General features: G+C 73.4%; 1 protein-coding gene. It reads right to left on the bottom strand.

The window, feature by feature from the left end:
• Nucleotides 1-17,072 (bottom strand): amino acid adenylation domain-containing protein (locus ACFRQN_RS23875; protein WP_380741956.1); only part of this gene is annotated, 17,072 nt, incomplete at its 3' end.
• Between the last annotated feature and the right edge of the window lie 15 nt (nt 17,073-17,087).

The raw sequence follows: 17,087 nt of genomic DNA, 5'->3' as shown, positions 1-17,087 counted from the left end.
TCGGTGTTCTGCAAGGCCAGCATCACCTGGAACAACGGATGCCGCGCCGCCGACCGCCGGGGGTTCAACTCCTCCACCAGGTACTCGAACGGCACATCCTGATGCGCCAGCGCACCCAGACCCGCCTCACGCACCCGGCCCACCAGCTCGGCGAACGACGGATCACCCGACACGTCCGTCCGCAGCACCAGCGTGTTCACGAAGAACCCGACCAGGTCGTCCAGCGCCTCGTCCGAACGCCCCGCCACCGGCGAACCGATGGGGACGTCCTCCCCCGCACCCAGGCGGGACAACAGCACCGCCAAGGCCGCCTGGAGCACCATGAACACCGTGGCGTCATGGGCACGCGCCACCTCGCCGACGGCACGGTGCAGAGCCGGATCGAGGACGAAGGACGTCATGTCGCCGGCGTACGAGGCCACGGCCGGCCGGGCCCGGTCGGCGGGCGGGCTCACCTCCTCGGGAAGATCCGCCAACTGACCACTCCAGTAGGCGATCTGGCCGTCGAGAACGTCGTCCAGGACCTCACGCTGCCACAGCGTGTAGTCCGCGTACTGCACCGGCAGCGGCTCCCACCCCGGCGCCGCACCCTCCAGCCGGGCCGCATAGGCCTCGGCCAGGTCACGGGCCAACGGCGCCATGGACCACCCGTCACCCGCGATGTGGTGCAGCACCACGAGCAGGACGTGCTCCGACGGACCGGTACCGAACAGCCATGCCCGAATGGGCAGTTCGGTCGAAAGGTCGAAGGCGTACCGCGCGGCCTCGTCCAACTCCCGGCGCAAAACTGCCGGTTCGACCTCGCACACCTCGAACGCCGCCCGGACCCCGGTCAGCACCCGCTGGCACGGCTCGCCGTCCACCTCCGCGAACACCGTCCGCAGCGACTCGTGCCGGCCCACCACGTCATCCAACGCGGCCACCAACGCACCCCGGTCCAACACACCCGACAACCGCAGCGCCAACGGCATGTTGTACGTCGCCGACGGACCCTCCAACCGGTGCAGGAACCACAACCGCTGCTGCGCAAAGGACAGCGGCAACCGCTCCGGCCGCACCCCCACCACCAGCTCCGGCCGCACCGCACCACCGGCACCCAACCGCTCCGCCAACCCGGCCACCGTCGGCGACTCGAACACCGCACGCAGCGGCAGCTCCGCACCCAGCACCGAGCGCACACGGCCCATCAACCGCATCACCAGCAGCGAATGGCCGCCCAGGTCGAAGAAGTCGTCGTCGATCCCGACTCGTTCGACTCCCAGCACCTCCGCGAACACCTCGCACAGCGCCGCCTCACGCGCCGAACGGGGCCCCCGGCCGCCCTCCGACACCGACCCGCCGAAGTCGGGCACCGGCAACGCGGCCCGGTCCACCTTCCCGCTCGGCGTCAGGGGAAGCCGGTCCAGGGGGACGACGGCCGCCGGGATCATGTGCTCCGGCAGGGTAGCCCGCAGGTGTTCCCGGAGCTGCCGGGTGTCGATCCCGGCGCCCTCCTCCGGCACCGCGTAGGCCACCAGGGTGTTCTCCCGGGCGACGACCAGGGCCTGGCGAACCGCCGGATGGCTGGTGAGAGCCGCCTCGATCTCGGCCGGCTCGATCCGGAAGCCCCGGATCTTGACCTGCTGGTCGGCCCGGCCGAGGAACTGGAGGACGCCGTCGGCCGTCCAGCGGGCGAGGTCTCCCGTGCGGTACATGCGGTCGCCGGGTGCGCCGAAGGGGTTGGCCACGAACCGCTCGGCCGTCACCCCCGGCCGCCGCAGGTAGCCGTCGGCCAACTGGACTCCGGCGATGTACAACTCGCCGGGGGCGCCGGGAGCCACCGGTCGCAGCGCCGCGTCGAGCACGTACAGGCGGGTGTTCCAGACCGGCCGGCCGATGGGTACGACCCCCGGGTCGGCGACGCTGTGCCAGGAGGTGACGTCCACCGCGGCCTCGGTCGGGCCGTAGAGGTTGTGCAGTTCCGCGTGGGGCAGCGTGTCGTGGAACCGCGCGGCCAGGTCCGCCGGGAGCGCCTCCCCGCTGCACATCACCCGGGTCAGGCCGGTGCAGCGGGCGGTGGACTCGTCGGCGAGGAACGCTTCCAGCATGGACGGCACGAAGTGGACGGTGGTGACGGCCTCCGTCTGGATCAGCCGGCTCAGGTACGCCGGGTCCCGGTGGCCTCCGGGTTCCGCGACCACGAGCGTGGCGCCGGTGACGAGCGGCCAGAAGAACTCCCAGACGGAGACGTCGAAGCTCGACGGGGTCTTCTGGAGCACCCGGTCGTCGGGGCCGAGCCCGTACTCGTCCTGCATCCACAGGAGCCGGTTGACGATGGCCCGCTGCGGGACGACAACGCCCTTGGGGCGCCCGGTGGAGCCCGAGGTGTAGATCACGTAGGCGGGAAGGCCGGGGTGCTGTTCGACGGCCGGCCCGGTGGCGTCACCGCCGTCCCCGTCGAGCAGCCCGCTGATCAGGTCGAGGTCGTCGACCACGTACGCGGGCTCCGCGTCACGGCACATGAACGCGGTGCGCTCCGCCGGGTAGTCCAGGTCCAGCGGCAGGTACGCGGCACCGGCCTTGTGCGTGGCCAGGAGCACGGCGACCAGTTCGACCGACCTGGGCAGTGCCACGGCCACCGTGTCGCCCGGTCGGACGCCTTGGGCGATGAGCCAGTGGGCGATCCGGTTGGCCCGGGCGTTCAGCTGGGCGTAGGTGAGCCGTGCGGCCCCGGCGACCAGGGCCGTGGCCTCGGGCGTCCGGGCCGCCTGTGCGGCGAACAGCTCCGGCACGGTCGTCGCCGGCACGTCCCGGCCGGTGTCGTTCCAGCCCGACAGCAGCTGGTGCCGCTCCTCGGGCGTGAGGATGTCGGCCTGGCCGACCGGAAGTTCCGGCCGCGCGGCCAGTCCCTGCAACAAGCGCACCCACCTGTCGAGGAACAGCTCGACGGTGGACCGGTCGAACAGGTCCGTCGCGAACTCGGCGATTCCCCGCATCCCGCCGCCGGGCTGCTCGGCGAGGCTGAGGGTGAGGTCCATCCGGGACACGCCCGTGCCCACCGGTTCCTCCGCCACCTCCAGGCCGGGCAGTTCGAAGCGGGCCTGCTCGGTGTTCTGCAAGGCCAGCATCACCTGGAACAGCGGATGCCGAGCCGCCGACCGCCGGGGGTTCAACTCCTCCACCAGGTACTCGAACGGCACGTCCTGGTGCGCCAGGGCGCCCAGACCGGCCTCGCGCACCCGGCCGACCAGCTCGGCGAACGAGGGCTCTCCCGACACGTCCGTCCGCAGCACCAGCGTGTTCACGAAGAACCCGACGAGGTCGTCCAGCGCCTCGTCCGAACGCCCCGCGACGGGAGAACCGATGGGGACGTCCTCCCCCGCACCCAACCGGGACAGCAACACCGCCAAGGCCGCCTGGAGCACCATGAACAATGTCGCGTTCGACGACCGCGCGAGCTCGCCCAGTGCGCGGTGCAGGTCCGGGTCGAGGGCGAAGGTGGTCACGTCACCCGTGTACGAGGCGACTGCCGGCCGCACGCGGTCGGCGGCCAGGCTCACCTCCTGCGGGAGCTCCTCCAACTGGCCGCGCCAGTAGGCGATCTGGCCGTCGCGCACCTCGTCCAGGACCTCGCGCTGCCACAGCGTGTAGTCCGCGTACTGCACCGGCAGCGGCTCCCACCCGGGCGCCGCACCCTCCAGCCGGGCCGTGTACGCCTCGGCCAGATCACGGGCCAGCGGCGCCATGGACCAGCCGTCGCCCGCGATGTGATGCAGCACGACGAGCAGGACGTGCTCCGACGGACCGGTACTGAACAGCCAGGACCGAATGGGCAGTTCAGTCGAAAGGTCGAAGGCGTACCGCGCAGCCTTATCCAACTCCCGGCGCAAGACTGCCGGTTCGACCTCGGACACCTCGAACGGCACCCGCACTCCGGCCAGCACCCGCTGGCACGGCTCGCCGTCCACCTCCGCGAACACCGTCCGCAGCGACTCGTGCCGACCCACCACGTCATCCAACGCGGCCGCCAACGCACCCCGGTCCAGCACACCCGACAACCGCAGCCCCAAGGGCATGTTGTACGTCGCCGACGGACCCTCCAACCGGTGCAGGAACCACAACCGCTGCTGCGCGAACGACAACGGCAACCGCTCCGGCCGCACCCCCGCCACCAGCTCCGGCCGCGCCACCGCACCCGAAGCCAGCCGCTCGACCAGCCCCGCCACCGTCGGCGACTCGAACACCGCACGCAACGGCAGTTCCGCAGCCAGCCGTTCACGGACACGGCTCATCAACCGCATCACCAGCAGCGAATGCCCGCCCAGGTCGAAGAAGTCGTCGTCGATCCCGACCCGTTCGACTCCCAGCACCTCCGCGAACACCTCGCACAGCGCCGCCTCACGCGCCGAACGGGGCCCCCGGCCGCCCTCCGACACCAGGGCGCCGAAGTCGGGCACCGGCAACGCGGCCCGGTCCACCTTCCCGTTCGGCGTCAGGGGTATGGCGGGGACGGCCGTGATCAGGGAGGGGACCATGTACTCCGGGAGCCGCCCGCGCAGTTCCCCGGCGATCGCGGACGGGTCGAACCCGGTGCCGGGCTCGGTCACCACGTAGGCGACCAGACGGACATCACCCTCCCGGACGGTGTGGACGACGACGGTGGCGTGCGCCACTCCGGCGCAGCGCCGCAGCCCCGACTCGACCTCGCCCGGTTCGATCCGGAAGCCCCGGATCTTGACCTGGTGGTCGGCCCGGCCGGCGAACTCCAGCAGGCCGTCCCGGTTCCAGCGGGCGAGGTCGCCCGTGCGGTACATGCGGGTGCCGGCCGGGCCGTACGGGTCCGCCACGAAGCGCTGGGCGCTGAGCCCCGGCTGCCCCAGGTACCCGCGGGCCATACCGGCGCCGGCGACGTACAGCTCGCCCACCACGCCGGGCGGCACCAGGCCGAGGCGCTCGTCGAGGACGTACACCTGCTTGCCGGTGACCGGCCGGCCGATCGGCAGGGACGGCTCGGGGTCGTGGCCGGGCGCCATCGCGTGCAGGGTGGCGAAGGTGGTGGTCTCACCCGGTCCGTAGCCGTTGACCACGGTGAGGTCCGGGCAGGCCGCCATGACGCGTCGCACCGGGCCCTGCGGGACGACCTCGCCGCCGGTGAAGACCTGGCGCATGGACGCGAAGCAGTCGGGGTGGTCCTCGGCCATCGCCTTGAACAGTCCCGCGGTGATCCACATGGAGGTGATGCCGTGGTCGCGGACGATGTCGCGCAGATGCGGTCCGTCGAGCGGCACGTCGGGGGCGATGACGACCCGGCCGCCGAGCAGGAGGGGCATCCACAGCTCGAACGGCAGGGCGTCCCAGGCGGTCGGCGAGTGGAGGAGCACCCGTGCGGGGTACCCGCCGACCACGGGGTCGTCGGCCAGGGACGTGATGTCGGCGTGGGTGAGCCCGATGCCCTTCGGGGTGCCGGTGGATCCGGACGTGTAGATGACGCAGGCCAGTCGGTCGGGGTCGGGGGACGCTCCGCGGTCGCCGGCGGGCGGGGCGGACGGGGACGTGGACGGGACGTGTGCGGCGTCGTCCTGGACGAGCAGCACCTGGTCCCCGGGCACGAAGGCCGGGACGCGGGTCGGCGAGTCGGTCAGCAGCAGGTTGACGTCGTTGTCCGCCCACATCCTGCGGACCTGGCTCTCCGGGTACCGCGCGTCGAGCGACAGGTACATTCCGCCGGCCTTGACCACGGCCAGCACCGCGACCACGAAGCCGATCGACCGCGGCATGGCGATGGCCACCAGGCGTTCCGCGCCGACACCACGGCCGGTCAGTTCGTGGGCGAGGCGGTCGGCCCGCTCGTCGAGCTGGGCGTACGTGAGCCGGGTGCCGTCGGCGACGACCGCGACGGCGTCGGGGACCCGCTCGACCTGCGCCCGGAACGCCGTGACCAGGCTGCGCGCGGGCAGGTCCGTGTCGTTCCGGCCCGGCAGCAGCTGCCGGCGCTCCTCGGGCGTGAGGATGTCGACCTGGGCCACCGGCAGTTCCGGCCGCGCGGTCAACCCCTCCAGCAAACGCACCCAGCGGTCGAGGAGCACCTCGACGGTGGACCGGTCGAAGAGATCCGTCGCGAACTCCGCGACCCCGCGCATCCCGCCGTCAGGGTCCTCGGCGAGGCTGAGGGTGAGGTCGACCCGGGACACGCCCGTGCCCACCGGCTCCGCCACAACCTCCAGACCCGGCAGTTCGAAGCGGGCCTGCTCGGTGTTCTGCAAGGCCAGCATCACCTGGAACAGCGGATGCCGCGCCGCCGACCGCCGGGGGTTCAACTCCTCCACCAGGTACTCGAACGGCACATCCTGATGCGCCAGGGCACCCAGACCGGCCTCGCGCACCCGACCGACCAGCTCGGCGAACGACGGATCACCCGACACGTCCGTCCGCAACACCAGCGTGTTCACGAAGAACCCGACGAGGTCGTCCAGCGCCTCGTCCGAACGCCCCGCCACCGGCGAACCGATGGGGACGTCCTCCCCCGCACCCAACCGGGACAACAGCACGGCCAAGGCCGCCTGGAGCACCATGAACACCGTGGCGTCATGGGCCCGCGCCACCTCGCCGACGGCACGGTGCAGGGCCGGGCTCAGCCCGAACGACGCCGTCTCTCCCGCGTACGAGGCCAGGGCCGGCCGAGCCCGGTCGGCGGGCGGGCTCACCTCCTCCGGCAGGCCAGCCAACTGACCACGCCAATAGGCGAGTTCATCCTCCCTTACACCGTCCAGCAGCTCGCGCTGCCACAGCGTGTAGTCCGCGTACTGCACCGGCAGCGGCTCCCACCCCGGCGCCACACCCTCCAGCCGGGCCGCATAGGCCTCGGCCAGGTCGCGGGCCAGCGGCGCCATGGACCAGCCGTCGCCCGCGATGTGGTGCAGCACCACGAGCAGGACGTGCTCCGACGGACCGGTACCGAACAGCCAGGAACGGATGGGCACTTCGGCCGCCAGGTCGAAGGCGTACCGCGCCGCGCCCGCCAACGCCGCGTCCAGAGCGGCGGGTTCGACCTCGCACACCTCGAACGGCACCCGCACGCCGTTCAGCACCCGCTGGTACGACGCGCCGTCCACCTCCGCGAACACCGTCCGCAGCGACTCGTGCCGGCCCGCCACGTCATCCAGCGCGGCCCTCAACGCACCCCGGTCCAGCACACCCGACAACCGCAGCGCGAGCGGCATGTTGTACGTCGCCGACGGCCCCTCCAACCGGTGCAGGAACCACAGGCGCTGCTGGGCGAACGACAGCGGCAACCGCTCCGGCCGCACCCCCGCCACCAGCTCCGGGCGCACCGCACCGCCGGAGGACAACCGCTCGACCAGCCCGGCCACCGTCGGAGTCTCGAACACCGCGCGCAACGGCAGTTCCACGCCCAGCACCGACCGCACCCGGCTCACCAGCCGCGTCGCCAGCAGCGAGTGACCGCCCAGGTCGAAGAAGTCGTCGTCGATCCCGGCCCGGTCGACCCCCAGCACCTCCGCGAACAGGCCGCAGAGGATCTCCTCCCGCGGTGTACGGGGCCCGCGCGCCGACCGCGACGCGTAGTCGGGAGCCGGGAGGGCCCGCCGGTCGAGCTTGCCGCTGGAGGTGAGCGGCAGCGCGTCGAGGGCGATGACGGCGGACGGCACCATGTACTCGGGCAGCCGTTGCCGCAGGGCGTCCCGCAGCCCGGCCAGGACGCGTCCGGTCGTCCGGGAGCCCAGGGGGTTGTTCACCAGGGCCGACAGGGGCTTGTCCTGGGTGTACGCCGGTCGGTGCACGTCCGTGTAGACGGCGTCCGCGCGCCCGCCGGGAACGAGTACGGCGTCGAGGGCGTCCGGCGCGCCGGGCGCCCAGGTGGTCAGCACCTGGCAGCCGTGCCGCTCGCCCCACTCGTGCAGGGCCTCCGGGTCGACGGCCCCGGGTGCGGTCCCGTCGGCCCGTCCCGTGCTCAGCCGGGCGCGGAGCCGCTGCGGCGACGCCTCGTGCGCGAGTTCCTCCGCCGCCGCGACCTCTCCGGTCAGCCGGCTGTTGACGAGGCCGGTGACCCGGACCGGCCCGGCCCCGGAGGCGAGGGTGTCCAGGCCCGCCAGGTCCTGGAGGCTCGTGAGATCGCGGCCCCAGACGAGTTCCGGCACGTCCGCGAGGGACTCGGCCCGGGCGGTCCCGTCCGCCTTGTGCAGGACGACCTCGTAGCGGTGCCTGGTCAGCTCGTTGTGGTGGGCGCCGCGCTTGAGCCGGATGTCGACGCCGGCCACCGCCTCGGGGTGGCGCCGCGCCCAGACGGTGAAGAAGTCCGGGTCGATGACCAGTTCCTTCTCCATGATCACCGCGTGTTCCACGGCCGCCCTGAGCTGCTCGCCGGTGCTGTCCTCCGCCGCGTGGCCGAGGTGGATCCCGGTCTGGAAGGCGCGCAGCGAGCCGCGGTGGCGGACGTCGCCCACGACGATGCGCCCGCCGGGGGCGAGCCGGCCGAGCGCGCCGTCCAGGACCCGGGCCAGGTAGTCGGCGTCGGGGAAGTACTGGATGATCGAGTTGAGGACGACGGTGTCGAAGTACTCGGCCGGGATGTCGTCCACGACGTCGGCGGGCCGGCAGAGCAGCCGTACCCGGTCGGCGAGTCCGGCGGTCTCGCACTGGGCGGTGAGGCGTTCGATCACGGGCGCGGAGAAGTCCGTCGCCCAGTAGGTCTCGGCCCGGGGGGCCAGCGGGCCGAAGAGCAGGCCGGAGCCCACGCCGATCTCCAGGACGCGCCGGGGCGGGCGTTCCGTGATGCGCCGCACCGCGGCGTCGCGCCAGTCGCGCATCTCGTCGAGCGGGATCGGCTCACCGGTGTAGGAGCTGTTCCAGCCGGTGAAGTCCTGGCCGAACCCGGGTGTCTCCGTCCCGGCGCCGCCGTAGACGTCGTCGTAGATCTCGCGCCACTCGTCCACCTGGTCGTCCTCGGCGCCCTCGCCCTCGGGCACGATGTACGCGACGAGCCGCGGGTCGCCCTCGCGGTCCTCGCGGACCACCACCACGGCCTGGGCGACACCGGACTGCTCGCGCAGGACGGCCTCGATCTCGCCGGGTTCGATCCGGAAGCCGCGGACCTTGACCTGCTGGTCGGCCCGGCCCAGGTACTCGAGTTGCCCCTGTGCCGTCCAGCGCACGACGTCGCCCGTGCGGTACATGCGGGTGCCGGCCGGGCCGAACGGATCGGCCACGAAGCGCTGGGCGCTGAGCCCGGGCCGGTCGAGGTAGCCGCGGGCCAGGCCCGCGCCCGCCAGGTACAGCTCGCCGGGGACGCCCGGCGGCACCGGCCGCAGGCGTTCGTCCAGGACCCGGACCCGGGTGTTGTCGACGGGGCGTCCGATCGGTACGTCACCGCCGGTGAGCGGCTCGCTGATGGCCGCGACGACCGTGGACTCGGTCGGGCCGTAGGCGTTGACCATGCGGCGTCCCGGCGACCAGGTCCGCACCAGGTCGGCGCCGCACGCCTCGGCCCCCACGATCAGGGTGCGGAACCCGGTGAGCGCCTCGGCGGATCCGGCCGGCAGGGTGCCGAGCACGGACGGCGGGATGAGCGCGTGGGTGATCCGGCGGTCGGCCAGGACGTCGGCCAATTCGGCGCCGACGAGGCGGTCCCGGCCGCCCAGGACGAGGGCGGCGCCGGCCGCGAAGGCCATGGTCAGTTCGAGGACGGCCGCGTCGAAGCCGGGCGACGAAAGCTGGAGCACCCGGGAGTCGGGGGTGACCGCGCACTGTCGCAGCAGGGTGCTCGCCAGGCTCCCGAGGCCCTGGTGGGTGACGACGACGCCCTTGGGCACGCCGGTGGAGCCGGAGGTGTGGATGACGTAGGCCGGGTGGCCGGGGTGCGGCGGTGCGGCGGGCTCCGGGTCGTGGTCGGGGCAGCCGGCCAGGGCGGCGGCCGTCCCCGGGTCGTCGGTGGCCACGGTCTCGGTGCCGTCATGCAGGGTGCCGATCGTGTCGGCGAGCGCCCGGGTGGTCAGGATCAGCTCCGGGGCGGCGTCGGCCAGGATGTGGCCGACCCGCTCGGCGAGGTACTCGGGGTCGAGGGGGACGTAGGCGGCGCCCGCCTTGAGGACGCCGAGGACGGCCGCGATCTGCTCGGGCGAGCGCTCGTAGAGGACGGCCACGTGCTGCTCGGCGCCGATGCCCCGGGCGCGCAGCCAGTGGGCGATCCGGTTGGCGCGGGCGTCCAGCTCCCGGTAGGTCAGTTCGACGTCCTCGCAGACCAGGGCCGTCGCGTCGGGGGTGCGGGCGGCCTGGGCGGCGAACAGCGCCGGCAGGCTCGAGCCGGTGGTGTCGCGGGTGGGGCCGGCGTTCCACCCGGTGATCCGCGCGTGCTCCCGCGGGGTGAGGATGTCCGCCGCGCCGATGGGGGCCGCGGGGTCGTGGAGCAGGGCGCGCATGAACGCGGTCCACCGGTGGATCAGGGCGTCGACGGTGGAGGCGTCGAAGAGCTCCGTGGCGTACTCGACGTAGGCGTCGATGCCGGCGGGTTCGCCGTTCGCGCCGTGGCTCTCCGTCAGGCTGAAGAAGAGGTCGAAGCGGGAGGTCCCGGTGCCGACGAGTTCCGGGCGGACGTCGAGTCCGGGCATCCGGAACCGGGCCTGCTCGTTGTTCTGCAGGGTCAGGGCCACCTGGAACAGCGGGTGGTGGGCGGTCGAACGGTGCGGGTTGATCTCCTCCACCAGGGACTCGAAGGGGACGTCCTGGTGGGCGTAGGCGGCAAGGCTGGTTTCCCGTACCCGGGTGACGAGTTCGGCGAACGACGGGTCGCCCGAGGTGTCCGTGCGCAGGACCAGCATGTTGACGAAGAAGCCCACCAGCCGGTCGAGCGCCTCGTCGGTCCGGCCGGCGATGCCGCTGCCGAGCGGGATGTCGGTGCCGGCGCCGAGCCGGGTCAGCAGGGCGGCGAGAGCGGCTTGCAGGACCATGAAGACGGTGGCGTCGTGGGCGCGGGCCAGTTCGCTCAGCGCGCGGTGCAGGTCCGGGTCGAGCGCGAAGGGGGTCACGTCTCCGGCGTACGAGGCCACGGCGGGCCGCGCCCGGTCGGCGGGGGCGCTCACTTCCGTCGGGAGGTCGGCCAACTCCTGTCGCCAGTAGTCCACTTGGCGGCCGAAGAGGCTGTCGGGGTCGTCCGCCCCACCCAGGAGGTCCCGCTGCCAGAGGGTGTAGTCCGCGTACTGCACCGGCAGCGGCTCCCACCCCGGCGCCGCACCCTCCAGCCGGGCCGCGTAGGCCTCGGCCAGGTCGCGGGCCAGCGGCACCATGGACCACCCGTCGCCCGCGATGTGGTGCAGCACGACGAGCAGGACGTGTTCGGTCGGTCCGGCGCTGAACAGCCAGGACCGGATGGGCACTTCGGTCGCCAGGTCGAAGGCGTACCGGGCGGCCTCGTCCAACTCCCCGCGCAGGTCGGCGGTCTCGAGCTGCCGTGTCTCCAACGGCACCTCGAACTCGGCCAGCACCCGCTGGCACGGCTCGCCGTCCACCTCCGCGAACACCGTCCGCAGCGACTCGTGCCGGCCCACCACGTCGTTCAGCGCGGCCGCCAGCGCCGCCGGGTCCGGCTCGCCCGACATCCACAGCGCGAGCGGCACGTTGTACGTCGCCGACGGGCCTTCCAACTTGTGCTGGAACCAGAGGCGTTGCTGCGCGAAGGAGAGGGGAAGGACGTCCGGTCGGGAGACGGGCGCGAGGCGGGTGCGCCGCTTCCCGGTTCCGTGACCGAGACGGAGTGCCAGGGCGCCCGGGCTCGGGTGCTCGAACAGCTCGCCGGGCTGGACCTCGGCGTCGAGGACACCGCGGACACGGCTGATCAGGCGGGTGGCGAGCAGGGACTGGCCGCCGATGTCGAAGAAGCTGTCGCCGGGTGCCACCCGGGTGAGGCCGAGCAGTTCGGCGAAGAGCCCGCAGAGGACCGCCTCCCGGGCGTGCGGCTCGTCGGCGCCGAGGATCTCGACGGGGGCGAGGTGGGCCGGCAGGCGGTCGCGGAGCTCCTGGAGCACCTTCGGGGACGGGCCGGGCAGAACGTAGGCCACGAGCCTGGTCTCGGCCCGGGCCGTCGTCCGCTCCTGCTCCTGCTCCTGCTCCGCGGGATCTTCGGCCCGCACCAGGACGGGGACCGCGTGGGAGACCTCGGGGTGTTCGAGCAGCTGGTCGCGCAGTCGGTCGAGCAGACGGCGGCCGCGCTCGTCCTCCCGGCCGCCGGACAGCAGGCCGGCCAGGGAGAACGACTCGGCACCGGTGGCCGCGATCCGGCGCGGGCGGCGTACCAGTCGGCGCAGGACGGAGGGCACCGGCCCGGCGGAGCGCTCGCGCAGGCCGACGGTGTCCAGGCGGACGGGAGCCACCACGGGCCGGCGGGCGCGGATCGCGAGGTCGAGGAGGGCGAGGGCCCGCGGCGTGGGCAGCGGCAGGACGCCGGAGCGCCGGATGCGGCCGAGGTCGCCCTCGTCGAGGCCGGCGGTCATGCCGGATTCCTGCTCCCACAACCCCCACGCCAGCGAGAGACCCGGCAGCCCCCGGGCCGACCGCTCCTGCGCCAGCGCGTCCAGGAAGGTGTTCGCCGCCGCATAGTTCGCCTGACCGGCACCGCCGATCAGGCCCGACACCGAGGAGTACACGACGAACGCTGCCAGCCCGGGGCACCGCTCCCGTGTCACCTCGTGCAACGCCCACGCGCCGTCCACCTTCGACCGCAGCACCTCCCCCAGCGCCTCCGCACCCAGCGACACCAGCACCCCGTCGCGCAGCACACCCGCCAGGTGGAACACGCCCGTCAGCGGCCGCTGGGCCACCACCTCGTCGACCAGCACCCCCAGCGCCACCCGGTCGGCCGCGTCACACGCCCGCACCTCCACAGTGCGCGCGCCCAACTCCAACAGCTCGTCCCGCAGTGTCGCCGCCCCGGGCGCCTCCACGCCCCGACGGCCCACCAGCACCAGGTGCCGCACCCCGCACGCCACCACCAGATGACGCGCCAGCAACGCCCCCAACACCCCCGTACCACCCACCAGCAGCACCGCCCCCTCCGGATCCAACGACACCGGGGCCCGGAGCTCGGCCGGTGCCGTCCGGGTGAGCCGGGGGGCGAGCAGGGTGCCGTCGCGCAGGGCGAGTTGCGGCTCGCCGGTCGCGAGGGCCGCGGCCAGGGTGTCGCGGTCCGGGTCGGTGTCGACGTCCAGGAGGACGAAGCGGTCCGGGTGCTCGGTCTGGGCGGAGCGCAGCAGACCCCACAGGACCGAGGCCGGCAGCGCGCTCACGCCCTCGTCGGGGGCGGTCGCGACGGCCCCGCGGGTGAGGACGACGAGGCGCGAGCGGGCCAACCGCCCCTCGGCCAGCCAGTCCTGCAGCACCTCCAGTGCGCGCTGGGCGACGGCCCAGGCCGCGCCGGGCACGTCCCGCCCGTCGCCCTCCGCGTCCGGGCAGGGGAGGATCACCGTGCCGGGCACCTCGGCGGCCCGGGCCAGGGCGGCCGGGTCGGGGTACGCCACGGCACCAGGGAGAGCGAGCCCGTCGGCGGAGCCGAGCATGCCCAAGGAGTCTTCGGAGGAGGGCCGGACGGCGTGGCCGCCGAGTGCGGTCCACTCCAGGTGGAACAGGTCGTCGTGAACCTCGGCCTCGACCCTGCCCTCGGTTTGCTGACTCATCGTCACTTCACCGATGCTCAGCACTGGTTCGCCCATCGAGTCCACCGCGAACACCCGCGCGGTGCCGGCTCCCGTGGGCGTCAGCGACACGTGCAGCGCGGTGGCCCCGGTGGCGTACAGCTCGACGCCGGACCAGGTGCGGGGCGCACCGGTTCCGGCGAACGGTCGCAGTGCGGCGGCCAGCAGCACCGGGTGCACGCCGTACCCCACGGGGTCGGTGTGGGCCGGGAGTTCCACATCCGCCCGGAGGACCTCGTGGTCCGGGCCCGTGGCGGCCGGCGCCGGCCCGGCGTCGACCGGGGTCTCGGTCAGTTCCCCGGTGGCGTGCCGGATCCAGGTTCCGGAAGCCCGCGAGAAGACGGCGAGGGAGCAGCGGCCGCGGCCCAGCGCCTCGATCACGACCTGCACGTCGGTCGCGGTCCGTCCGAGGCTCAGGGGCGTCTCGACGGTCAGCCGCTCCAGCCGGTCGCACCCGGCCCGGTCGGCCGCGGCCAGCGCCAGTTCGAGCAGTACGGCGTGCGGAACGTCCGCAGCCCAGGGGTGGGTCGTGGGCGAGAGCCGGCCCGTGAGCACCCAGCCCTTCCCGTCGGGCCGCTCGACCGCCGCGCCCAGCAGCGGGTGCCCCACCGTCTCGAGACCCGCCGAGGCCACGTCCGCGACGGCGGTGTCCTCCTTCAGCCAGTAGGACCGGCGCTGGAAGGCATAGGTCGGCAGCTCCACCGGCCGCGCCCCGACAAAGAGCGGGGACCAGTCGACGGGCAGTCCGCCGGTGTGGAGGCGGGCCGCGTTCGTGAGGATCTGCCGGACGGCCCCGTGGTCACGGCGCAGGGAGCCCACGACGACCCGCTCGCCGCCGAGGGTCTCCTCGATGCCGGCGGTCAGGACGGGGTGCGGGCTGGATTCCACGACGAACCCGTGGCCGCCGTCGGCCGCGGCCTGGACGGCCTCCTGGAACCGGATCGGCCGCCGGAGGTTCTCGTACCAGTAGTCGGCGTCCAGCCGCTCGGTGTCGAGGGCGGTCGCGGTGACGCTGGAGTAGAAGGCGGTGTCGCAGGTCGTGGGGGTGATGCCGGCCAGCTCCGCCAGGAGCTGCTCACGCAGCGGCTCGACGCTCGCGGAGTGGGAGGCGTAGTCGACGTCGATGCGGCGGCTCACGATCCCGCCCGCCTCGCAGCGGGCCGTGAGCTGGTCGAGGGCCTCGGGGCCGCCCGAGACCACGGTCGAGGAGGGGCCGTTGACCGCGGCGATCTCGGCATGGCCGTCGACGGTGGCCAGCAGTGCGCGCACGTCCTCGACCGGGGCGGCGACGGAGACCATGCCGCCGGTGCCCGCCAGGCGCAGCAGGGCCCGGCTGCGGATGGCGACGATCTTGGCCGAGTCGTCCAGGGACAGCGCTCCCGCGACATGGGCGGCGGCGATCTCGCCCTGGGAGTGGCCCACCACCGCGTCGGGGCGCACGCCCAGGGAGCGCCAGACCGCGGCCAGTCCGATCATCACGGCCCAGAGGGCCGGCTGGACGACGTCGACCCGGTGCAGCGGGGGTGCGCCGTCACGGCCGTTCAGCACGTCGAGCAGGGACCAGTCGACGTACGGGGTCAGGGCCTGGTCGCAGGCGCGGAGCTGTTCCTCGAACGCCGGTGACCCGGCGAGCAGTTCCCGTGCCATGCCGGCCCACTGGGAGCCCTGGCCGGGGAAGACGAAGACGGTGCCGCGCCGACCGTCGGGGGGCGTGGTGGAGGGCGTGACGGTGACGTTGTCCGCCGTGCCACCCTCGGCCAGGGTCCGCAGTCCGGCGAGCAGTTCCTCCCGGCCGGCGCCCGTCACGACGGCACGCTGCTCGAACAGCGAGCGCTGCGCGACCAGCGACCAGCCGACGCTGCCCGCTCCGACCTCCGGGCGCTCCGTCAGGTACTCCGCCAGCCGGCCGGCCTGCGCCCGCAGCGCCTCCACCGACCGGCCGGACACCACCCACGGCACCACGTCCGGATCCTCAACAGGGCTATCGGGAGAGGCAGTTGCTTCTTCGGTGACCCCTTCCACGATCACATGCGCGTTCGTCCCACTGATCCCGAACGAGGACACACCCGCCCGTCGCGGCCGGCCCAGCTCAGGCCACTCCCGTGCCTCGGCCAGCAGCTCCACCCCGCCCGAGGACCAGTCCACATGCGACGACGGCACCTCCGCGTGCAACGTCCGCGGCAACACCCCGTGCCGCATCGCCAGCACCATCTTCATCACACCCGCCACACCCGCCGCGGCCTGCGTATGACCGATGTTCGACTTCACCGAGCCCAGCCACAACGGCACTTCACGCCCCGCCCCGTACGCGGACAGCAAGGCCTGCGCCTCGATCGGATCCCCCAACCGAGTGCCCGTCCCGTGCGCCTCCACCGCATCGACGTCACCCGCCGCCAACCCGGCGTCCCCCAACGCCCCGCGCACCACCCGCACCTGCGCCCGACCACTCGGCGCCGTCAACCCGTTCGACGCACCGTCCTGGTTCACCGCCGAACCCCGCACCACCCCCAACACCCGACGCCCAGCCCGCCGCGCATCGGACAACCGCTCCAACACCAGCACGCCGCAACCCTCACCGAACCCCGTCCCCTCGGCCCCCTCACCGAAGGCCCGGCACCGGCCGTCCGGGGACAGACCGCCCTGTTTGCCGAGTTCGACGAGCGTGGACGGGCCCGCCATGACGGTGACACCGCCGGCCAGCGCCATCGAGCACTCGCCCCGCCGCAGCGACTGCACCGCCAGGTGCAGCGCCACCAGCGACGACGAGCACGCCGTGTCCACCGACACGGCCGGACCCTCCAGCCCCAGCACATAGGCCACCCGGCCGGACGCGACACTGGCCGTGTTCCCCGTACCGGCGTAGCCCTCGGCCTCGGCGGGGACGGAGGACAGCCGGGAGACGTACTCCCCGGAGATCAGCCCGGTGAAGACACCGGTCGCACTGCCCTTCAGGGTGTCGGGACGGATCCCCGCCCGCTCCAGCGCCTCCCAGGACACCTCCAGCAGCAGCCGCTGCTGCGGGTCCATCGCCTCCGCCTCGAGCGGCGAGACGCCGAAGAACCCCGCGTCGAACAGGTCCGCGTCGTGCAGGAATCCGCCGCTCCGGGTGGGGATCGAGCCGGGTCCCCGCGCGTCCTGGTCCCGGGCCGGGGCGCCGGAGCCGTCCAGGTTCCATCCCCGTCCCTCGGGGAAGCCGGAGATCGCGTCGCGCCCCTCCGACAGCAGCTGCCACAGGTCCTCCGGGGACTTCACCCCGCCCGGGTAGCGGCACCCCATGCCCACGATCGCGATGGGTTCGTGGGCCTTCTCCTCCAGTTCCCTGGCCTGCTGTCGTGCCTCGCGCAGGTCCGCCGTGGCGCGCTTGAGGTAGTCGCGGAGCTTGGCTTCGTTGGACATGGGGCCCACCTTTCC

The sequence above is a fragment of the Kitasatospora sp. NPDC056800 genome, assembly GCF_042789775.1.
Lineage (GTDB): Bacteria > Actinomycetota > Actinomycetes > Streptomycetales > Streptomycetaceae > Kitasatospora.
This window is presented reverse-complemented; position numbering and strand designations above follow the sequence as displayed.